The 21,211-nt window shown below is 63.2% G+C and carries 19 protein-coding genes and 1 tRNA gene; 15 read left to right on the top strand and 5 right to left on the bottom strand.

The window, feature by feature from the left end:
• The first annotated feature begins 3 nt into the window (after positions 1-3).
• The 13 genes from AAC077_RS17365 to AAC077_RS17305 all read left to right on the top strand — a co-directional run bounded on the left by AAC077_RS17365 (position 4) and on the right by AAC077_RS17305 (position 14,296).
• Entirely contained in the window at positions 4-963 is a 960-nt protein-coding gene (locus AAC077_RS17365) for a DUF2927 domain-containing protein (protein WP_339772214.1), read from the top strand.
• A 127-nt stretch (positions 964-1,090) separates the two neighbouring features.
• Positions 1,091-2,218, top strand: a complete 1,128-nt coding sequence (locus AAC077_RS17360) for an SPFH domain-containing protein (RefSeq protein WP_339772211.1) — start codon at positions 1,091-1,093, stop codon at positions 2,216-2,218.
• Positions 2,219-2,221: 3 nt separating this feature from the next.
• A complete protein-coding gene (locus AAC077_RS17355; RefSeq protein ID WP_339772208.1) occupies positions 2,222-2,536 on the top strand; it encodes a hypothetical protein in 315 nt (104 codons plus the stop codon).
• Positions 2,537-2,569: 33 nt separating this feature from the next.
• A complete protein-coding gene (locus tag AAC077_RS17350) occupies positions 2,570-3,145 on the top strand; it encodes a cytochrome b/b6 domain-containing protein (protein ID WP_339772206.1) in 576 nt (191 codons plus the stop codon).
• Between the two features lie 64 nt (positions 3,146-3,209).
• Positions 3,210-4,322 (top strand): TFIIB-type zinc finger domain-containing protein, encoded by a 1,113-nt coding sequence (locus AAC077_RS17345; RefSeq protein WP_339772203.1) that lies wholly within the window; start codon positions 3,210-3,212, stop codon positions 4,320-4,322.
• Positions 4,323-4,330: 8 nt separating this feature from the next.
• Positions 4,331-5,002 (top strand): nitroreductase, encoded by a 672-nt coding sequence (locus AAC077_RS17340; protein ID WP_339772200.1) that lies wholly within the window; start codon positions 4,331-4,333, stop codon positions 5,000-5,002.
• Entirely contained in the window at positions 5,002-5,445 is a 444-nt protein-coding gene (gene dtd, locus AAC077_RS17335; RefSeq protein WP_339772197.1) for a D-aminoacyl-tRNA deacylase, read from the top strand. Before AAC077_RS17340 ends, dtd begins: the two co-directional genes overlap by 1 nt.
• 376 nt (positions 5,446-5,821) lie before the next feature.
• Positions 5,822-7,003: a DUF4147 domain-containing protein gene (locus AAC077_RS17330; protein ID WP_339772194.1), complete on the top strand. Its 1,182-nt coding sequence runs from the start codon at positions 5,822-5,824 to the stop codon at positions 7,001-7,003.
• A 40-nt stretch (positions 7,004-7,043) separates the two neighbouring features.
• Positions 7,044-9,059 (top strand): CocE/NonD family hydrolase, encoded by a 2,016-nt coding sequence (locus AAC077_RS17325; protein ID WP_339772191.1) that lies wholly within the window; start codon positions 7,044-7,046, stop codon positions 9,057-9,059.
• A gap of 148 nt (positions 9,060-9,207) precedes the next feature.
• Positions 9,208-10,812: an ABC transporter substrate-binding protein gene (locus AAC077_RS17320; RefSeq protein WP_339772358.1), complete on the top strand. Its 1,605-nt coding sequence runs from the start codon at positions 9,208-9,210 to the stop codon at positions 10,810-10,812.
• A gap of 13 nt (positions 10,813-10,825) precedes the next feature.
• A complete protein-coding gene (locus AAC077_RS17315) occupies positions 10,826-11,782 on the top strand; it encodes an ABC transporter permease (protein ID WP_339772188.1) in 957 nt (318 codons plus the stop codon).
• Between the two features lie 64 nt (positions 11,783-11,846).
• Positions 11,847-12,662: an ABC transporter permease gene (locus tag AAC077_RS17310; protein ID WP_339772356.1), complete on the top strand. Its 816-nt coding sequence runs from the start codon at positions 11,847-11,849 to the stop codon at positions 12,660-12,662.
• Positions 12,659-14,296 carry an ABC transporter ATP-binding protein gene (locus AAC077_RS17305; protein WP_339772185.1) on the top strand — a complete coding sequence of 546 codons (1,638 nt, stop codon included), beginning with the start codon at positions 12,659-12,661 and terminating at the stop codon, positions 14,294-14,296. The genes AAC077_RS17310 and AAC077_RS17305 overlap by 4 nt, the downstream gene beginning before the upstream one ends.
• Before the next feature lie 40 nt (positions 14,297-14,336).
• Here AAC077_RS17305 and AAC077_RS17300 read toward each other — a convergent pair whose 3' ends face one another.
• A complete protein-coding gene (locus tag AAC077_RS17300; RefSeq protein WP_339772183.1) occupies positions 14,337-14,696 on the bottom strand; it encodes a DUF1428 domain-containing protein in 360 nt (119 codons plus the stop codon).
• A gap of 72 nt (positions 14,697-14,768) precedes the next feature.
• Between AAC077_RS17300 and AAC077_RS17295 the strand changes: the two genes are divergently transcribed.
• Positions 14,769-15,218: a MarR family transcriptional regulator gene (locus AAC077_RS17295; protein WP_339772180.1), complete on the top strand. Its 450-nt coding sequence runs from the start codon at positions 14,769-14,771 to the stop codon at positions 15,216-15,218.
• A 70-nt stretch (positions 15,219-15,288) separates the two neighbouring features.
• Positions 15,289-16,125: an alkaline phosphatase family protein gene (locus AAC077_RS17290; protein ID WP_339772178.1), complete on the top strand. Its 837-nt coding sequence runs from the start codon at positions 15,289-15,291 to the stop codon at positions 16,123-16,125.
• Positions 16,126-16,132: 7 nt separating this feature from the next.
• Here the strand turns inward: AAC077_RS17290 and AAC077_RS17285 are convergent, their stop codons facing one another.
• The 4 genes from AAC077_RS17285 to AAC077_RS17270 form a co-directional block, all read right to left on the bottom strand.
• Entirely contained in the window at positions 16,133-17,047 is a 915-nt protein-coding gene (locus AAC077_RS17285; RefSeq protein WP_339772354.1) for an alpha/beta hydrolase, read from the bottom strand.
• A 25-nt stretch (positions 17,048-17,072) separates the two neighbouring features.
• Positions 17,073-18,971: an acyl-CoA synthetase gene (locus AAC077_RS17280; RefSeq protein ID WP_339772175.1), complete on the bottom strand. Its 1,899-nt coding sequence runs from the start codon at positions 18,969-18,971 to the stop codon at positions 17,073-17,075.
• Positions 18,972-19,175: 204 nt separating this feature from the next.
• Positions 19,176-21,002 (bottom strand): ABC transporter transmembrane domain-containing protein, encoded by a 1,827-nt coding sequence (locus AAC077_RS17275; protein ID WP_339772173.1) that lies wholly within the window; start codon positions 21,000-21,002, stop codon positions 19,176-19,178.
• A 110-nt stretch (positions 21,003-21,112) separates the two neighbouring features.
• Positions 21,113-21,186: transfer RNA gene (locus AAC077_RS17270), tRNA-Gly, on the bottom strand.
• Positions 21,187-21,211: the final 25 nt, after the last annotated feature.

The raw sequence follows: 21,211 nt of genomic DNA, 5'->3' as shown, positions 1-21,211 counted from the left end.
CACATGACCGGGGTGAACGCAACGCGGTGGACACGCGGGCTTGGGGCGATGGCCTTGGGCCTGATCGTCGCGGCTTGCGATCTGGTCGCCCCGGTTGAACCCGTGCTGACCCCGCGCGCACGCCCCGAGCGTCCGGCGGCCCCCATCCAGGTGGCCAAACCCACGTCCGAGCGCAGCGCGGCCAAGCGCAGCTATCTGGCACAGGTGCAATCGGCGCAACTGTCCCAGGGGCTGCTGCGCCAGGACGGCGGCGGGCCGGACACGCCGTTCAGCGCCGACATGCTGGCGCGCAACTTTAACCAGATCGTGTTTTACAACGAATATGGCGCGGGCAACCTGGCCTCGGGCGTGTCGGGCAGCCTGCGCCGCTGGGCGGGGCCGGTGCGCATGGGCGTCGAATTCGGCGGATCGGTGCCCGCGTCGCAACAACGGCAGGACCGCAGCGATGTGACCCGCTACGCCGCAAGGCTGGCGCGCGCCACCGGCCACACCGTCACGATGAGCAACGCGCCCAATTTCATGGTTCTGTTCGTCTCGGAAGACGACCGCGCCGAGGTGCTGACCCGTCAGGCCACGCGCATCCCCGGCATCACCAAGGCGTCGCTGGCCCCGCTGCTGAACCTTGGCGATGATATCTATTGCGCGGTTGCCGCCTATGCGACCGGCCCGGACCCGCACACCTATACGGCGGCCATCGCCGTGATCCGCGCCGAAAACCCCGACCTGATGCGCCTGTCGTGCATTCACGAAGAGCTGGCGCAGGGACTGGGCGCCGCCAACGACAGCCCGCGGGCGCGTCCGTCGATCTTTAACGACGACGACGAATTCGCGCTGCTGACCGATCACGACGAAATGCTGCTGGGGATGCTGTACGACCCGCGCCTGAAGATCGGCATGACGCTGTCCGAGGCCGAACCCATCGTGCGGATCATCGCCCGCGAAAAGACCGGTGGGCCGATCTAGGCGCACCGCCTGCACCGAACGCCAGCCCCGGGGGCGACTTATCCGGGCAAATTCCCCGCAGTTTTGGTGGCGAGCGCCGCCAAGCTGTGACAGGCTGCCAAGGCAGCACATCTAACGCGAGGGCCACATGGGCATTTTCGATTTCCTCTCCGGCGAATTCATCGACGTTATCCACTGGACCGACGACACCCGCGACACGATGGTCTGGCGGTTTGAACGGCAGGGTCACGAGATCAAATACGGCGCCAAGCTGACGGTGCGCGAAGGTCAGGCGGCGGTGTTCGTGCACGAGGGGCAGTTGGCGGATGTGTTCACGCCTGGCCTCTACATGCTTGAAACCAACAACATGCCGATCATGACGACCCTGCAACATTGGGATCACGGGTTCAAATCGCCCTTCAAATCCGAGGTTTATTTCGTCAACACCACCCGTTTCAACGATCAGAAATGGGGCACCAAGAACCCGATCATGGCCCGCGACCCCGAGTTTGGCCCCGTGCGTCTGCGCGCCTTCGGCACCTATTCGGTCAAAGTGTCCGATCCGGCGAAGTTCCTGCTAGAGATCGTCGGCACCGACGGCGAATTCACCATGGACGAGATCAGCTTTCAGATCCGCAACATCATCGTGCAGGAGTTTTCGCGCACGCTTGCAGGCTCGGGCATTCCGGTGCTGGACATGGCCGCCAACACCCGCGAGCTGGGCACTCTGGTGTCCAAGCAAATCGCGCCGGTGATTGCCGAATACGGGCTGTCGCTGCCCGAACTTTATATCGAAAACATCTCGCTTCCCCCTGCGGTCGAGGCGGTGATGGACAAACGGTCGTCGATGGGCGTGATCGGCAATCTGGCGGAATACATGCAGTTCCAGACCGCCGAGGCCATGGGCCGCGAAGGTGCAGGTGCCGCGGCGATGCAGACCGGTCTGGGCGCCGGGCTGGGCATGCAGATCGGTCAACAGGTTGCCGGCGGTGCAGGCCCGTGGGGCGCACGTCCGCAAGCCGCAGCACCGGCCCCCGCCAGCGTGGCCCCGCCGCCGCCACCCGTGGAACACGTCTGGCACATCGCCGAAGGCGGCAAGACCACCGGCCCGTTCTCGAAGGCATCGCTGGGCCGCATGGCCGCCGACGGCACGCTGACCCGCGACAGCTTTGTCTGGACCGCAGGTCAGGACGGCTGGATGCGGGCCGAGGATGTGGCCGAGCTGGCGCAGCTTTTCACCATCCTGCCACCGCCGCCCCCGCCACCGGCAGGCTGAGGCATGTCCAGGATCGAGGCGCTGTTTGCCCCGCCACCCGGACGCTGGGGCCTGCGCGGTGACCCGCTGTTGTGGGACGCGCTGCGCAGGCTGTTTGACGGCATGGCAATGCCGGACGATCTGGACACATTGAACCGTGCGCTGGACATCGGATTTGCCGAACTGACCGGCACGGCGCTGGCCGATGCACCCGACACCATGCCCGTGTCGTGGACCAAGGGCACCAAGGGCGGAATGTCGAACGGCATCGTCTCGCCCCCGTTCTGGCGCGACGTGGGCTTTCCCATGATCCGAGACCGCTGGCAGGGGCTGCGGTGAAACTTTTGCCGCCCGCCTCGCGTGTCAGATGACATGACAGCCGCCACCCCCCCACGCTTTGCCCGCCTGCGCACCCGCCTGCCATCGCGGCGCGTGGCGTTGAAGTGGCTGCACTGGATCATGGTGCCGCTGTTCATCTGGTTCCTGCTGGTCCAGCCCAAGGATGTCGTTCCCTTTGGCCCCCGTGCCTTTCAGGCGCATTCGATGCTGGCGCTGGTCTTTGTGTCGCTGTCGCTGGCGTGGACCGCCGACCTGATGCGGCGCGGGCTGGCCAGCCGTCCGGGGCCGAAACTGCGCGGCTGGCTGCGGCCTGCGCATCGCTGGCTGCATCTGACGCTGATCTGGGGACTGTTCTTTGTCGCCTTTACCGGGTTCCTCTTGGGCCTGACCTCGACCGTGCTGCTGAAAGCGGGCGGCTTCCTGCCCATCGCCCCGCCGCTGGGACTGCGCACCGCCAACCAGATCATCGGAACCGTGCATATCGTGCAGTTTTACGCCCTGGGCGTGGTTGCAGGCGGCCATGCGCTGTTCCACATCTGGCGGCATTACCGGTTGCACGACAACGCCTTGCGGATCATGGTGCCCCAGCGGTTTCACCGCTATTTGTAACGGCCCCAGTGACGGACACAGACACCAGATGACACCCCTGACGATCAATGGCATGGTCTGACCCATGAGCTTTGAAGACGACCGAACCGCGCCCGCCGACGAACACCGCTTTCCCTGTGATGCCTGTGGCGCCGACATGCGGTTTTCGCCCGGTCAGGGGCAGTTGAAATGCGACCATTGCGGCCATGTGCAGGCACTGGACAGCGCCAGCCCAAAGCGTCAGGCAATCCGCGAGCTGGACTTTCGCGCCGCCCTAGATGCCCGCCTGCCCGAGGCCGAGATCGAAGAAACCCGCATCTCGAAATGCCCCAACTGCGCCGCCGAAGTCGCATTCGACCCCAAGGTGCATGCCACCGAATGCCCGTTCTGCGCCACGCCCGTGGTCGCGGACACGGGGCTAAGCCGACATATCAAACCGCGCGGCGTCCTGCCCTTTGGCCTGACCGAAACGGCCGCGCGCGACGCGATGACAGACTGGCTGGGCCGCTTGTGGTTCGCGCCCAACGGCTTGCAGGAATATGCGCGCAAGGGGCGGACGATGCAGGGCATCTATGTGCCCTACTGGACCTTTGATGCGGATACCAAAACGTCATACACCGGCGAGCGTGGCACCGTCTATTACGTCACCCGCACTGTCATGCGCGACGGCAAACCGACGATGGTCCAAGAGGCCAAGGTGCGCTGGAACCGTGCCGCAGGCCGCGTGGCGCGGTTTTTTGACGACGTGCTGGTGCTGGCATCGACCAGCCTGCCGAAACGCTACACCGACGCGCTGGAACCCTGGGATCTGGCCGCATTGGAACCTTACGCACCCGAATATCTGGCAGGCTTTCGCGCCGAGGCCTATTCGGTCGAGCTGAAGGACGGCTACGCCGAGGCCCGCGCCCATATGGACCGGGTGATCGAACGCGACGTGCGGTTCGACATCGGCGGCGACCGCCAGCGCATTCACAACATGGACACGACGCTGGGCGAGGTGACGTTCAAACACATCCTGTTGCCGGTCTGGCTGGCTGCGTACAAATATCGCGGAAATACGTACAGATTTGTCGTGAACGGGCGCACGGGCCGGGTGCAGGGCGAACGCCCCTATTCCGCCATCAAGATCACCATCGCCGTGATCCTTGGCCTGATCGCGGCCGCCGCCATCGGCTATGTCGTGGCGCAAAACCAATAGAGGCTGACATGACCCAGATCGACACGCTGAACGACATCTGCGACGCGCGCTATTCCTGCCGTGCCTTCCGCCCCGATCCGGTGGACCGCGCCGTCATCGAACGCATCGTGGCCACAGCGCAAAAAATCCCAAGCTGGTGCAACGCGCAGCCGTGGCAGTTGACCATCGCCAGCGGGGCGGCAACGGATGCTTTCCGCGAAGCGCTCTATGCCCATGCGATGACCACCGCCGCTGTGCCCGATCTGGACTGGCCCGAGAAATATCAGGGCGTCTACCTGGACCGCCGCCGCGCCTGCGGGTTCCAACTTTACAATGCTGTCGGCATCGAAAAGGGCGACCGCCCCGCCGGCGCCAAACAGATGATGGAGAACTTTCGCCTGTTCGGCGCGCCGCATGTGGCGCTGGTGACCGCGCCCAAGGAGCTGGGGCCTTACGGTGCCATGGACTCGGGTGGCTTTGTCGCCGCCTTTACCCTGGCCGCGGCGGCGCAGGGCGTGGCAACCATTGCGCAGGCCGCCATAGCGGGCCACGCGCCGATGGTCCGCGACCATTTCGGGCTGCCCGAGAACCGCAACCTGCTGTGCGCCATTTCGTTCGGTCATGCCGATCCCAACCACCCCGCCAACAGCTTTCGCACCGAACGGGCCACGCCCGCCGATGTCATCGACTGGAAAGACTGATGCGCGCGCTGTTGCAACGGGTCACCGAGGCTTCGGTGAAGGTAGACGGGGCGCAAGTCGGTGCCACCGGCCCCGGCCTGTTGATCCTGATCTGTGCCATGCCGCAGGACGATTTCGACACCGCCCGCGCGCTGGCGCTGAAAATCTCGAAGCTGCGGCTGTTCAAGGACGAGGCAGACAAGATGAACCTGTCGATCCTGCAAACCGGCGGCTCGGCCCTTGTGGTCAGCCAGTTCACGCTGGCCGCCGACACCAGCCGCGGCAACCGCCCGGGCTTTTCGGGCGCGGCCAAACCCGATCAGGCCGAAACGCTGTATCTGCAATTCGCCCACGCCCTGCGCGATCTGGGCATCGCAACGCAAACCGGCCAGTTCGGCGCGGATATGGCGGTGAGCCTGACCAACGACGGCCCCGTGACCCTGTGGCTCGACACTGCGGATTGACCGCGCCGGTCCTGCTTCTCTGGTTCAAAAAATCCCCGCCGGAGGCCTCTGCACCAGCCACCTGCACACCCGTCGAAAGGGACCAAAACACGACGACAAAACACAACGAGGGGGCGGTTGGGCCACCTGCCCTCCACCCCTCACGTGCCTGCCAATCTGATCTGCCGAACGCCCCCGAAGGGCGCCACCGTCTGTGCCTGTATCGGATTGAATAATATGATGTTTTACAGCCTGCCCACATCGCTGCGGGCCGCACGAAAACGCCAGTTTACACCATCCGGGGCCAGTACCGCCGCCCGTCTGATGCGGGCTGTGGCGTGATTTGCCTGACTTAAGGTGATTCTAACCGAATCATGATTCGGCGGATAGAGTCTTTTTGACTTTTTTCATCTTTCTTTGGTGGTTCGGCACGCCCCTGCGCGCTACCATCGCCGCAACCCGCCAGATCAGCATCACCAAGGACGCCATGACCCCGCTTTCAGACCTTTGGCATATCGGCGTGGATGCCGTCGGTGGCGACACCAGCGTGCGCCAGTCGCTGCGCACGCAGCCCATCACACCGCCCGACCGCATCATCGCCGTGGGCAAGGCCGCCACCGCAATGGCCCGCGCGGCGGCATCGTTGTTTCCCGACACCCCTGTGCTGATCGTCACCAAGGACGGCCACGCAGATGGGGCACCGTCCCACGCGCAGGTGATCGAGGCCGCGCATCCCGTGCCCAACGCCGCCAGCCTGATCGCCGGTGAGGCGCTGCGGGACACGGTGCAGGGCTGTGAAACGGATGCGCATCTGTTGATGCTGGTGTCGGGCGGTGCATCGGCGCTGGCCGAGGTGTTGGAAGGTGACCTGACGCTGGAGGATCTGGCACAGCGGACCCAAGCCAAGCTGGCCTCGGGCGCGGACATTCACCAGATCAACGCCATGCGGCGCGGGCTGTCGCGGATCAAGGGCGGCAAGTTGCTGTCGGCCTTTCGCGGGGCCAAGGTCACCACGCTGGCGATTTCGGATGTCGAGGGTGACAGCCTGGGCGTCATAGGCTCGGGCATCGGGGATGCGCCCAAAAATGCGGCATTTGTCCATGACGCGCGCATTGTCGCATCGAATGCCATCGCGCGGACGGCGATCGCCCAGGCCGCCGGGGCGGACCTGCGCAGCAATGCCGAGACGTTGTATGACGATGTATCCACCCTTGCCCCGCGCATCGCGGCGCATCTGAAAACGGCAGCATCCGGTCTGCACATTCTGGGCGGAGAACCCACCGTGATCCTGCCCGAAAACCCCGGACGGGGCGGCCGCAACATGATGCTGGCCTTGCGTCTGGCGCGGGAAATCGCGGGGCGCGATGACCTGCGCATATTGGTCGCAGGCACCGACGGATCGGACGGCCCGACCGATGCGGCAGGGGCCGTGGTGGACGGAAAAACATGGGACGCCAGCGGTCAGGATGCCATAGAAGCAGCCGCGCCCTACGACTGGCTTGCGGCGCGCGATGCGCTGCTAAAGCCAGGCCCCACCGGCACAAATGTGATGGACTTATTGATCGCACACAAACGGTGATCGGGTTGACATCTGCTCCCAGACAGGAAAATCAAAGCCCATGAGCGACGCATCCAACGCCCCCCGCGACATCACCGAAGACCCTGACCACGCCATCGTCATGTCTGATGGCACCCGTCTGTCTGCCCGTCTGTGGCGCCCCGCAGACGACAGCGAACAGGTCCCGGCCATTCTGGAATTCCTGCCCTACCGCAAACGCGACGGTACCTGCGCGCGCGATGCGCTGACGCATCCCTACTTTGCCCGCCACGGCTATGCCTGTGCCCGGGTCGACATGCGCGGCAATGGCGACAGCGAAGGGATCATGGAGGATGAATACAGCCAGCAAGAGCTGGACGACGCCGTCGAGGTGATCCGCCATCTGGCGTCGCAGCCCTGGTGCAACGGCAATGTGGGCATGATGGGAATCAGTTGGGGCGGGTTCAATTCGCTGCAAGTGGCGGCCATGACCCCGCCCGAGCTGAAAGCGATCATCACCTTATGTTCGACCGTCGACCGCTTTGCCGACGACATTCATTACAAGGGCGGCAACCTGCTGAACGAAAACCTGGGCTGGGGGGCGACGATGTGGTCGTATTCCAGCCGCGCGCCTGATCCTGCGTTGCGCGAGAACTGGCGCGAGATGTGGCTGAAGCGGCTGGAAGCCGAGCCTTTCCTGCCCTCGCTGTGGCTGCGCCACCAGCGGCGCGACAGCTATTGGGAACATGGCAGCGTCTGCGAAAGCTATGACACGATCAAGGCCAAGGTGCTGGCCGTGGGCGGCTGGGGCGACAGCTACAAGAACACCGTGCCGCAGATTGTGCGCAACGTTCCGGGGTCCAAGGGCATCATTGGCCCGTGGGTTCACAAGTACCCGCATTTCGCCGTGCCCGAACCGCGCATCGGGTTCCTGCAAGAGGCGCTGCGCTGGTGGGACCGCTGGCTGAAGGACATCGACACCGGCGTCGAGGATGACCCCGATTACCGCGCCTATCTGATGGACGGGGCGCGCCCCGCCACGTGGTACACCGACCGACCGGGCCGCTGGGTCACGCAGGACGCTGCCATTGCAGGCCGCGAGACGATGCACGAGGAACCGGTTATGAACCGCGACTTCTGGCTGGGCGACGGGGTTTTGTCCTCGGAGCCGGACGTCGCTGACACCACCGTTCAATCGCCTGCGCACACCGGTGCGGATGCGGGCGAATATTGCGCGATCTGGCTGGGCCCCGAAATGCCGGGCGACCAGCGCCGCGATGACGGCCTGTCGGCCACATGGACGTCGGCACCGCTGGACAAGGACATGGACATTCTGGGCGCGCCCGCGATCGAGATGATGCTGCGCAGCGATGCCCCGCAGGCGCAACTGGCCGTGCGGCTGTGCCATGTGCATCCCGATGGGGCCTCGACGCGGATCACCTATGGCGTGCTGAACCTAAGCCACCGCGACAGCGCGTCGGACCCTGCGGCGATGCCCGTGGGCGAGGATCAGTTCGTGACGCTGGCGCTGGATCATGTCGGGTATCAGGTGCCCAAGGGTCACCGCCTGCGCGTGTCGATCTCGACTGCCTATTGGCCGCTGATCTGGCCCACCCCCACCGCCGCCGCCGTGCACATTCACCGCGCGCAAGTGGGCGTGCCCCTGCATCAGGCGCGCGCGCAGGACAAGACGGTCGCCTTCCCGCCCCCCGCTGCCGCCGAACCGTGGCAGGTCGAGGAACTGCGCCCCGAGAGCCACATCCGCCGACAGGACACCGACATGGTGACCGGCACGACGACGCTGACCATAGTGGACGACTTTGGCAAGGTGCGGGACAGCGATCACGGGATGATCAACGGATCGGTGGCGCGCGAAACCTGGTCGATCCACCCCGACGACCCGCTGAGCGCGCGCGGCACCTGCCACTGGACCGACGAGATCGAGCGCGACGACATCCGCCTGCGCACCGAAACCTACAGCGAGATGTGGTCAGACGCGACGACCTTCTACCTGAGGGCGAAAGTCGAAGCATATGAGAATGACACATTGATATTCGACAAAAGCCTGGAGGACAGCATACCGCGTGATCACCTCTGATCACACACCGGCAAAGCGCGGGAATAATCCTTGCGACAACGCCACAAATGCGCAACGTTGACTCCATAGTCAATAATAACGCGCGCGACAGTCGGGCGACTGGCTTGATTGCGCTGATGCGCGAAAACAATCAACGGGAGACCTAATGATGAACGAACAACTGCAACATATGACCCGCGAAGTGGCCAAGGGCCGCATGACACGCCGCGAATTCGTCGGCCGCGCTGCGGCCTTGGGTGTGACGGCTGTTGCCGCCAACGCCATGCTGGCGGGCCACGCACAGGCCGCCGCACACGAGGCGCCCAAACGGGGCGGCACGATCAAGATCGGCTCGTCCGGTGGCGAATCCACCAACACGCAGGACCCCGCGCTGACCGCGTCCGAAGTTCCGTTGAACAACCTTTATGCCTGGGGTGAAACCCTGCTGGATGTCGACCCGGATGGCCAAATTGATTTCCGCATGGCCGAAAGTGTCGAAGCTTCGGCAGATGCGAAACAATGGGTGTTCAAGATCCGCAAGGGTATCCCCTTTTCGAACGGCAAGGACATGACACCCGAGGACGTGCTGAAAACCATGCAGCGCCATTCGAACGAGGAAAGCAAATCGGGTGCCCTTGGCATCATGAAGGGCATTGCCGACATGAAAGTGGACGGCGACAATTTCATCGTCGATCTGGAATCGGCCAACGCCGACCTGCCCTATCTGATGGCCGACTATCACCTGATCATTCAGCCCAACGGCGGCATGGACGACCCCACGGCGGCGATCGGCACAGGTGCTTACACGCTGGAAATTGACGAACCTGGCGTCCGTCACGCGTTCAAGCGCCGCGACGATTTCTGGGATGCGGAAAACCGCGGCTTTGCGGACGAAGTCGAAATTCTGGTGCTGAACGATGCCACAGCCCGGACCGCCGCATTGCAGTCCGGTCAAGTGCACGCGATCAACCGCGTTGACCCCAAGGTGGCCAGCCTGCTGGACCGTGCGCCCAACCTGTCGGTGCAATCGTCGTCGGGTCGCGGTCACTATGTGTTCATCGCGCACATCGACACCGCCCCCTTTGACAACAACGAACTGCGTCTGGCGCTGAAATACGCGATCAACCGCGAAGAGCTGGTCGACAAGATCCTGCGCGGCTATGGCTCGGTCGGGAACGACTTTCCGATCAACGCATCCTATCCGCTGTTCGACGCTTCGATCCCGCAGCGCGAGCATTCCATCGAAAAGGCCAAGGAACACTATGCGGCCTCGGGTCACGATGGCAGCCCGATCATCCTGCGCGTGTCCGACGGTGCGTTCCCCGGTGCGGTCGATGCCGCATCGCTGTTCCAGCAGTCGGCCCAAGCGGCAGGCATCCCGCTGGAAATCAAGCGCGAGCCGAACGATGGTTACTGGTCCGAGGTGTGGAACGTGCAACCGTTCTGCGCATCCTATTGGGGTGGCCGTCCGGTACAGGACCAGATGTATTCGACAGCCTATCTGTCGACCGCAGACTGGAACGACACACGCTGGAAACGCCCCGAGTTCGACGCCATGCTGAACCAAGCCAAGGCCGAGCTGGACGACGCCAAGCGCAAGGAAATCTATTCCCAGATGGGTCAGATGCTGCGCAACGAAGGCGGTCTGATCCTGCCGATGTTCAACGACTTTGTGAACGGGGTCAGCAATGATCTGGGCGGCTGGATCAACGATCCAAACGGCGAAATGATGTCCAACCAAGCCGCGATCAAATGCTGGCTGAAGACGGCATAAGGGCGCAAAGCAGATGCACCCTGTCCTGAAACTGATCACCCAGCGCGTTGCGCTGGGTGTGGTTTTGCTATTTGCGGCCTCTATCCTGATCTTTGTTGGCACCACGATCCTGCCGGGCGACGTCGCACAATCCATATTGGGGCAATCTGCCACCCCCCAATCCCTGGCCAACCTTCGTGCTGAACTGGGGCTGAACGATCCTCCTGTTGCCCGCTATTTCGCCTGGCTGGGCGGCGTGTTGCAGGGTGATCTGGGCACCGCGCTGACCAATGGCCGCGACATCGCGGAAAGTCTGGGCGGCCGGTTCAAGAACACCATGTTCCTGGCCTTTTGGGCTGCACTGATTTCGGTGCCGCTGGCGATCCTGCTGGGGCTGATCGCGGTGCGCTACCGCGACCGTTGGCCGGACAAGCTGATTTCCGGCATCACGCTGACGTCGATTTCGATCCCCGAGTTCCTGATCGGCTACGTGCTGATGTTCTTTGTCGCGGTCAAACTGGGCTGGGCGCCCTCTGTTGCGATGATCAACGATTCTATGAGCTTGGGGCAAAAGCTGAACGCGATTGCCCTGCCCGTCGCCGTGCTGACGCTGGTGGTTCTGGCGCATATGATGCGTATGACCCGTGCCGCGATCCTGAACGTGATGCAATCGGCCTATATCGAAACCGCCGAGTTGAAAGGCTTGAGCACCTTCGAGGTGATCCGCAAGCACGCCTTTCCGAACGCCATCGCGCCCATCGTCAACGTGGTGATGCTGAACCTGGCCTATCTGGTGGTCGGCGTCGTGGTGATCGAGGTGGTCTTTACCTATCCCGGGATGGGTCAGTATCTGGTCGACCACGTGTCGAAACGCGACGTGCCGGTGGTGCAGGCCTGCGGGCTGATCTTTGCCGCTGTCTATATCAGTCTGAACATGATCGCGGACATCGTGTCGATCCTGGCCAACCCAAGACTGAGGCATCCGAAATGACCTATGCTGTAGTGATAACCGCAAACGTCGTCCGGCCCTTCGGCTTGGGCACAGGGGGGCTGATCTGATGCGCATTCCCCTGTCTGCCCTGATCGGGCTGTTTTTCACGATAACCTATTTCCTGATGGCGATCCTTGCGCCGTGGATCGCCCCCTATGGCATGGCCGAAGTTGTGGGCGATGTCTGGGAGCCGTCATCGGCCGAGCATTTGCTGGGCACTGACACCATCGGGCGCGACCTGCTGAGCCGGATGATTTACGGCGGGCGTACCACGATCTTTATCGCCACGATGGCAACCGCGCTGTCGTTCATCACCGGATCGGTGCTGGGCTTTGCCGCTGCGGTGCTGGGCGGTTGGCCCGACCAGTTGCTGTCGCGGTTCGTCGATCTGATCATGTCGATCCCGTCGCTGATCTTTGCGCTGGTGGTGCTGTCGGTCATGCCGGTCACCGTGCCGGTGCTGATCGTCGTCATGGGCCTGCTGGACAGCACGCGCGTGTACCGTCTGGCGCGGGCTGTGGCGGTGGACATCACCGTGATGGACTACGTCGAAGCGGCGCGTCTGCGCGGCGAAAAGCTGATCTGGATCATCTTCCGCGAGGTTCTGCCCAACGCCCTGTCGCCGCTGGTGGCGGAAATGGGGCTGCGGTTCATCTTTGCGGTGCTGTTTGTGTCCACCCTGTCGTTCCTGGGTCTGGGCGTGCAACCGCCGCAAGCGGATTGGGGTGGCATTGTGAAAGAGAACAAAGAGGGCATCGTTTACGGCATCGGCGCCGCGTTGTATCCGGCGGTGGCGATCGCCACGCTGGCGATCAGCGTCAACCTTGTGGCCGACTGGGTCCTGAACCGCACCACTTCACTGAAAGGGGGCCGGGGATGAGCGATCCTTTGGTAAAAGTCCGTGGGCTGAAAATTGGCGCAACGGTGTATCCGCCCGGTGAAAAGCCGCATGACATCGAGATCGTCCATGGGGTCGATTTCGACCTGAAGGCGGGCGAGGTTCTGGGCCTGATCGGGGAATCCGGCGCGGGCAAGTCCACCATCGGACTGGCCACGCTGGCCTATGGCCGGGGCGGAGTCGAGCTGACCGGCGGCGAGGTCTGGGTGAACGGACGCGACCTGTTGCAGGCCAAGCACCGCGACATCCGTCGTCTGCGCGGGGCCGAGGTGACCTATGTGTCGCAGTCGGCGGCGGCGTCGTTCAATCCGGCCAAGAAGATCATGGAACAGGTGACCGAAGCGGCAATCAGCCAGGGCAAGTTCGGCAAGAAAGACGCCGAAGCCCGCGCGGTCGAGCTGTTCAAGGCGCTGGGTCTGCCCGATCCTGAAACCATCGGCAGCCGCTATCCGCACCAGGTGTCGGGCGGGCAGTTGCAACGCTGCATGACGGCGCTGGCGCTGTGCCCCGAACCTGATCTGGTGATCTTTGACGAACCCACCACCGCGTTGGACGTGACCACCCAGATCGACGTGCTGAAGGCGATCAAGGACGCGATTGCGGCCACCGGTGTTGCCGCACTTTATATCACGCACGATCTGGCCGTGGTGGCGCAGGTGTCCGACTATATCATGGTGCTGCGGCAGGGTGACATGGTTGAATATGGCACCACCGACCAGATCATCAACAGCCCGCAAGAAGAGTACACACAGGCGCTGGTATCGGTCCGGTCGATCAAACATATCGAAAAAGAGCCAACCGACGAAGCCGTGCTGCGGGTCCAGAACATCACCGCGCGCTACAGGGGCACCAATTTTGACGTGCTCAAGAATATCAACGTGGAACTGCACCCCGGACAGACGCTGGCCGTGGTGGGGGAAAGCGGGTCGGGCAAGTCGACGCTGGCACGGGTAATCACCGGTTTGCTGCCGCCCACAAAGGGCAGGATCCACTTTGCCGGGCGCGATCTGTCGCCTGCCCTGCCGCAACGCGCGCGTGACGACCTGCGCGAGTTGCAGATGATCTATCAGATGGCCGACACCGCGATGAACCCGCGCCAGACCGTCGGCACGATCATCGGGCGCCCGCTTGAGTTTTACTTTGGCCTTAGGGGCAAAGAAAAACAGGCCCGCATACAGGAACTGCTGGACGAGATCGAATTGGGCGAAGGCTTTCAGGACCGCTATCCTGCGGAGCTGTCGGGCGGACAGAAACAACGTGTGTGCATCGCCCGCGCGCTGGCGGCCAAGCCCAAGCTGATCATCTGCGACGAGGTCACCTCGGCGCTGGACCCGCTGGTGGCGGACGGTATCCTGAAACTGTTGCTCAAGCTGCAAAAGGTCGAGGATGTGGCCTATCTGTTCATCACCCACGATCTGGCGACGGTGCGTGCCATCGCGGACAGTATCGCGGTGATGTATCAGGGCGAAGTCGTGCGCTATGGCCCGAAATCGCAGGTGCTGTCACCGCCCTTTGATGCCTATACCGACCTGCTGCTCAGCTCGGTTCCCGAGATGAAAATCGGCTGGCTGGAAGAGGTGATCGAACACCGCCGCATGGAAAGTGCCGGCAACTGAAACACAGGCGGGGCGCATCTGCGCCCTGCCCTTTGATCGATCAGTCTGCGGTCAAGGTGACCAGCGGCTCGAACCCGCCCCACATCATGCGTTTGCCATCAAAGGGCATCGGCGGCATGTCCTTCATACGCGGGTCATTCATCATCGCATCAAAGCCCTTGTCGGCGGTCGCCTTGTCGGGCCATGTCAGCCACGACAGCACCACCACCTCGCCCTCTTCGCGTTTGACCGCCATGGGAAAGGATGTCAGCTTGCCATCCGGTGTATCGACACCCCAGTTCTCCTGCATCGAAAGACAGCCGAATTCCTTGAATATCTCCCACCCCATTTCGGCCATCGTCTTGTAGGCCTCTTTGTTCTTCTCGGGCACGGCCTGCAAAAAGCCTGTCACATATGTCATCGCATCACCTCCATGTTGCAGAGTCGCCAATCAGATTGACATTTATATACGTTGATATCAACTTATATAAATATGATGGACCCCTCCCTGCCCCTTACAGTCACCCTTGAGGTGCGCGACCGCTGCCTGTGTCTGCATGTCCAACGGGCCGCGCGGGTGCTGGCGCGGCGCTTTGACGATGCGCTGCGCCCTTTTGGTGTGACCAACGGTCAGTTTTCCTTGCTGATGTCCCTGAACCGCCCCGACGGGCCACGGATCAGCGATCTGGTGGACCTGCTGGGCATGGACCGCACCACGCTGACGGCAGCCCTGAAACCGCTGGAACGCAAGGGGCTGGTCACGGCTCAAGCCGACAAGGCCGACCGCCGCGCACGCCGGTTGCACCTGACCGATGCGGGCCGTTCGGTGCTGGCCCAAGCCTTGCCCACGTGGCGCGCAACCCATGATGCCGTTGACGCTGCACTGGCCCCTGCCACCCCCCAAGACCTGCGCGACGGCCTGACGGCACTTGCCGGGGCGTAATCCGGCATTTGCCATTGCCCCCGTGCGGCACCTGCGGTCAAATGCGGCGCAAACACCACAGGGGGCGCATATGGACAAGAAACTGTTGCTGATCATTCTGGACGGGGTGCCGTGGCGCAACTGGCGGCGGCTGTTCGGCAATCTGGAAGGCTGGGTTGATTCAGGGGATGCCCGCGTGTGGAAACTGCGTGCGGTGCTGCCGTCGATCTCGGCGTCGTGCTATGCGTCGATCCACACCGGCGTGGCCCCCGCCGAACATGGCTGCACAGGCAATGGCAACGTGTTTCGCATGACTCACCCGGATGTGTTTTCGGCCACCCGTGCGGCGGGCGGTGTCACGGGGGCGGTCGCGCACAGCTTCTGGTCCGAGTTTTTCAACCGTCACCCTTTCGACTACGTGCGCGACATCGAATACGACGAGGCAGACAGCGACACCATCAACCATGGCCGGTTCCACACCATGACCGGCTATGGTCAAAGCAACCAGATGACGCCATCCGACGTGGACCTGTTCGGGACGCTGACCAACCTGTGCCTGCGCTTCGGGCTGAATTACGGGATGTTGCACACCTGCACGCTGGACAGCATGGGCCACCGATTTTTCCATGAAAGTCAGGAAATGGACCACGCTTGTTTCGTCATGGACGAGATGCTGGCCCCCTTCATCCCGCGCTGGCGGCAGATGGGATACGAAGTGATTGTAACCGCCGATCACGGACAGGACGACCGCGGCCACCACGGCGGGCGCGGTGCCTTGCAGCAAGAGGCAGCACTGTATTATTTCGGGGATGCCGAGGGACCGCACGAAGATACGGTCATTGACCAACTGCAACTGGCCCCCACCATCCTGTCGCGGCTGGGTGCGCCGATCCCCGACACGATGAAGGCGAAACCGTTCCTGACCTGAACGTAGGTTAATCCAGATCGGTGATCTGCCCCTGACGCAGCAGGGTCAGCGCCTGTATCATCCGCGCAAAGCTGGTGGCGGCACGTTTTGACATGTGCCGCGCCCGCAGGTGGGCATGAACCAGCCCCGCCTCTTCGATCCAGACGGCACGGCCGTTGGCGGCCTGAATGGCATCGCGGTAGGCCTCGCCATCGCTGGACAGCGGATCGAACTCGGCCGTCAGGATCACCGTCGGCGGCAGGCCGGAAAAATCGGTGTCCTGCAACGGGGCAAAGCGCGGATCGCCACTGCGGTCCTGCCCGCCGGAGCGCAGTGTGTTATAAAACGCCATGTCCCGCACGCTTAGCCCCGGTGCGTCGGCGTGGGTGACATAGCTGCCACGGGTGCGGTCGCCGCCCAAGCCGGGATAGATCAGCAGACTGCCGGTAATGCGTCCGTCAATCCGGCCCCGCGCGTAGTGTGCGATTGCCGCCACCAGATTGCCGCCTGCGCTGTCGCCCGCCAGCACGATTGCGCCATCGGTTTCGGCACAGACCGCTTCGAACGCGGCCCAGGCGTCTTCGAAATCGCCGGGAAAGGGGCGTTCGGGTGACAGGCCATAGTCGACCGCAATCACCTGCATCCCCGTGCCTGCGCAGAACTCGGCGCAGATGCTGTCGTGGCTGTCCAGCCCGCCGACGACAAAGCCGCCGCCGTGGCAATAGAACACAGTGCCCAAGACAGGTGACGAGCGGCTGTAGACCCGGCACGATACCCCGCCAAAGGCGCGGTCCTGCGCCGTTACATCGTCGGGATAGCCCACATCGAAATCCGCACACATTGCGTTGTAGACCCGCCGCTGGTCGTCCACGGTCAGGTCAACGGCATCGGGCGGATAATGCAGTTCGGTCCGCGCCATGAAGGCACGGACCTCGTCGTCCATCAGCTTGTCGTAGTCGGGCACAGGCCTATTCCGCCGCGACGGCTTGGCTTTCCAGCTCCCAGCCCTGAATGAAGGGCCCCAGAACCTTGCCGATGGCCTCCGGGCTGTCACCGTTGGCCGCAACCTGTGCTGTCAGCCCGCGTTTCTTGTCGTCAATCACCGATGTCACCCGCGCCTTCAACCCTGCGTCTGACAGCGCGCCGTTGTAGACCCGCGTGATGGCATCCTTGCGCAGGTCGGGCTTGAACACCTTGCCCACTGCCGTCTTGGGCAATTCGTCCATGATGGTCATATGCTTGGGGTGTGCTGCGCGTTCGTGGACGTGTTTCTTGCAATACTCCATCAACTCGGCTTCGGTCACTGTGGCCCCTTCGACCAGTTCGACATAGGCGCAGGGCACCTCGCCCGAATGGGCGTCGGGCTGGCCGATGGCACCCGCAAAGGAGACGGATTTGTGGCCTTGCAGCGCGTCCTCGATTTCGGCGGGGTCAATGTTGTGGCCACCGCGAATGATCAGATCCTTGGCGCGGCCGGTGATCCAAAGATAGCCGTCGCTGTCCATGCGGCCCAGATCGCCGGTGCGCAGGTGCGTGTCGTTGTAATAGAGGTCCTTGTTCTTGGCCTCTTCGGTATAGGTGTGACCGGTGTAGACACCGGGGTTGGCGATGCAGATCTCGCCGATCTCGTCCACGGCACATTCCAACGGACCGTCGTTGGTCTGTTTCACGATCTTGACATCCGTATAAGGGAACGGGATGCCAATGCTGCCGATCTTCTTCACCCCATCCACGGGGTTGCCCGACACAAGACAGGTGGCTTCGGTCATGCCGTAACCCTCGACGATGGTGACGCCGGTGGCTTCTTCAAAACGTTTGAACAGCTCCTTGGGCAGCGGGGCCGAGCCGGAGAAGGCGGTTTTGACCGTGCTGACATCGGCATCAATCGGGCGCTGCATCATTGCGGCAAGGGCCGTGGGCACCGAGACGATAAAGGTGATCTTCCACCGCTCCGTCAGCTTCCAGATGTTGTCGAACACGCCTTCGCCGCGATAGCCCTGCGGCGTCGGGAACACCACATGCGCACCGCTGAACACGGCGCCCATCAGGATCACATGCACCGCCATCACGTGGAACAGCGGCAGCGGGCACAAAAGCACGTCGTTCTCGTTCAACAGCAGTTCGCCGCCGACCCAGCCGTTGTAGACCAGCCCCGAATAGCGGTGCTGCGCCACCTTGGGCATGCCCGTGGTGCCGCCGGTGTGGAAATAGCAGGCCACGCGGTCCTGTTGCACGTCCTCGAAATCCAGCGTCGTGTTGTGCTTTTTCAGCTCGGCGTTGAAGTTCAGGTAATCCGCATGGCGCGCCCGCGCTGCCTTGGGACGGATCATGGGGATGATCCACGATTTTGGCGGCGTCACATAGCGCAGCAGGTCGACCTCGAGCACGGTTTTGACATTGGGGGCGTGCTGGACCGCCTGGGCCACTTTCTCGGCCACATCCGTCTTGGGAAAGGGGCGCAGGGTGACGACAACCTTGGCCCCCGTCTCGCGCAGGATCGACGCGATCTGTTCGGGGTCCAGAAGCGGATTGATCGGGTTCACAATGCCCGCAGTCGCCCCGCCCAACATGGTCAGGATCGCCTCGTTACAGTTGGGCAGCACATAGGCCACCACATCCGTCGGGCCAATGCCCATGCTGCGCAGCATGTTGGCGGTCTGGGCTGTCTTGGCTTTCAGCTCGCGCCAGGTGAATGTCTCGGCCTTGTCTTTCGGTCCCGAAAAAATCTGGTAGCTGACCGCCTTGTGGTCCGGAAACTTCTCGGTCGTATTGCTGAGCATTCCAAACAACGTCACCGGCACATCGCGCGACGCCCAGGGGCCCTCGGCCTCAACGCGCTTGCGGTCTTCGATCCCTGCATAGGTCATAGTCTATCCTCCCTGTCGCCACCGCTCCCTGATGGCCTTTCCCTTAACCTGACAAGATGCGGTGGTTTAAGCAATTGCGCAAGCATATCAGGCGCAAAGCCGCCTTTGGTGGACGCAGCGTAAGCCACGCCCCCCTTCATCTTGCCAGACAAACTCCGGGGGGAGACGCGCCAGCGTCGGGGGGCTGGCCCCCTGCCCGCCTTGCTATTGCGCCGCCAGATCCGCGGTGAACTGCAACTTGGCCAGACGTGCGTACAGCCCGTCCTGGACCACCAGTTCGTCATGGGTGCCCACGGCCACGATACGGCCCTGTTCCATCACCACAATCCGGTCGGCTTTCTTCACCGTGGCCAGACGGTGCGCCACGATCAATGTGGTCCGGCCCTGGCTTAGCGTCTCGAACGCCTCTTGCACCGCGCGTTCGCTTTCGGCATCCAGCGCGCTGGTCGCTTCGTCCAGCAACAGCACCGGTGCGTCACGCAGGATGGCGCGGGCGATGGCGATGCGCTGCTTTTGCCCGCCGGACAGCATCACGCCGCGTTCCCCCAGATAAGCGTCGTAGCCATCGGGCAAGGCCATGATGAAATCATGGGCGGCCGCGGCGCGCGCTGCGGCTTCGATCTCGGCCTCGGTCGCACCGGGGCGGCCAAAGCCGATGTTGTCGCGGGCCGAGGCGGCAAAGATCACCGGATCTTGCGGCACCAGCGCGATATGGCGGCGGAAGGCGTCGCGGGCCAAAGTGCTGAGGTCCACGCCGTCGATCATCACCCGGCCCCTCTGCGGCTCGTAGAACCGCAGCAGCATCTGAATGATGGTCGTCTTGCCCGCACCCGACGGGCCGACAAAGGCCACGGTTTCGCCGGGCGCAATCTCAAGGGTCACATGGTCCAGCGCCGACACATCGGGGCGCGACGGGTAGCTGAACGACACATCGTCAAAGCGGATGGCACCCTGCACCGGCACCGGCAGCGCCGCGGGGGGTGTGGCGTCCTGTACGCTGTCTTCGACCGTCAGCAGCTCGACCAGCCGTTCGGTGGCACCAGCGGCGCGTTGCAATTCGCCCCAGATTTCAGACAGCGCCGCGACACCGCCTGCGACCATCACCGCGTAGATCACGAACTGGATCAGCGCGCCCGAGGACATCACGCCTGCGCGCACGTCGTTGGCGCCGATCCACAGCACGCCGACGACGCCCGCAAAGACCAGAAAGATCACGATCATCGTCATCAGCGCCCGCGTGCGAATGCGCCGTCCGGCGGCGTCATAGCTGCGTTCGGTCACATCGCTGAACTGGGCGCGGGTGGTTGTCTCCTGGGTAAACGCCTGCACGGTCTGCACCGCCCCCAAGGCTTCGGAGGCGCTGCCCGACGAGGCCGCGATCCAGTCCTGGTTCTCGCGGCTGATCACCCGCAAGCGCCGTCCCAGCACCAGAATGGGAATAACCACGGCAGGCACAATCAACAGCACCAGCCCCGTCAGCTTGGCCGAGGTCAGCAGCATCAGCACCAGACCGCCCGCGAAAATCAGCATGTTGCGCAGGGCAATGGACGCACTTGACCCGATCACCGACAGGATCAGCGTGGTGTCTGTGGTGATCCGGCTGAGCACTTCGCCGGTCATGATCTTTTCGTAGAACGCGGGGCTCATCCCGATCACGCGGTCGAACACCGCCTTGCGGATGTCGGCCACAACCCGTTCCCCCAGCCGCGTCACCAGCGCATAGCGCAGCGCGGTGCCCACGGCCAGCAGTCCGGCGATGCCGATGGCCGCCATGAAATACTGGTTCAGCAGCTCGCCGTCCTGCGTGCGAAAGTTGTCGACCACACGGCGCACCGCCAGCGGCAGGGTCAGCGACACCACAGCCGTCAACACCAGCGCCGTGATGGCCGCCACCATCAGCCGTTTGTACGGCGTCACGAACGGCCAGAGCGCTGCCAGATTGCCGATGCGTTTCGACGCGGCACGCTGGTCATCGCCCTTGCCGGGCGCATGGGGGGTGTTCGGGACGGTTTGCGGGGTTTGCTCGGCCATGACGGCTCCTGAATTCACTTCGCGCCGACTTGTGGCGGCTGCGCGCCACGGGGTCAATGCGACAAAGGCCCCATTTTCGGGGATCAGAGCAGTCTGGCAAGGGGAAAGCTTGGAGCGGGCGGCGGGAATCGAACCCGCGTCATTAGCTTGGAAGGCTAAGGTCTTACCACTACACAACGCCCGCGTAGCACCGGTTAGTTATGGCATGG

The organism is uncultured Pseudosulfitobacter sp. (assembly GCF_963976325.1).
Taxonomy (GTDB): domain Bacteria; phylum Pseudomonadota; class Alphaproteobacteria; order Rhodobacterales; family Rhodobacteraceae; genus Pseudosulfitobacter.
The sequence above is the reverse complement of the archived record's forward strand: the minus strand, read 5'-3'. Positions and strand labels throughout refer to the sequence as shown.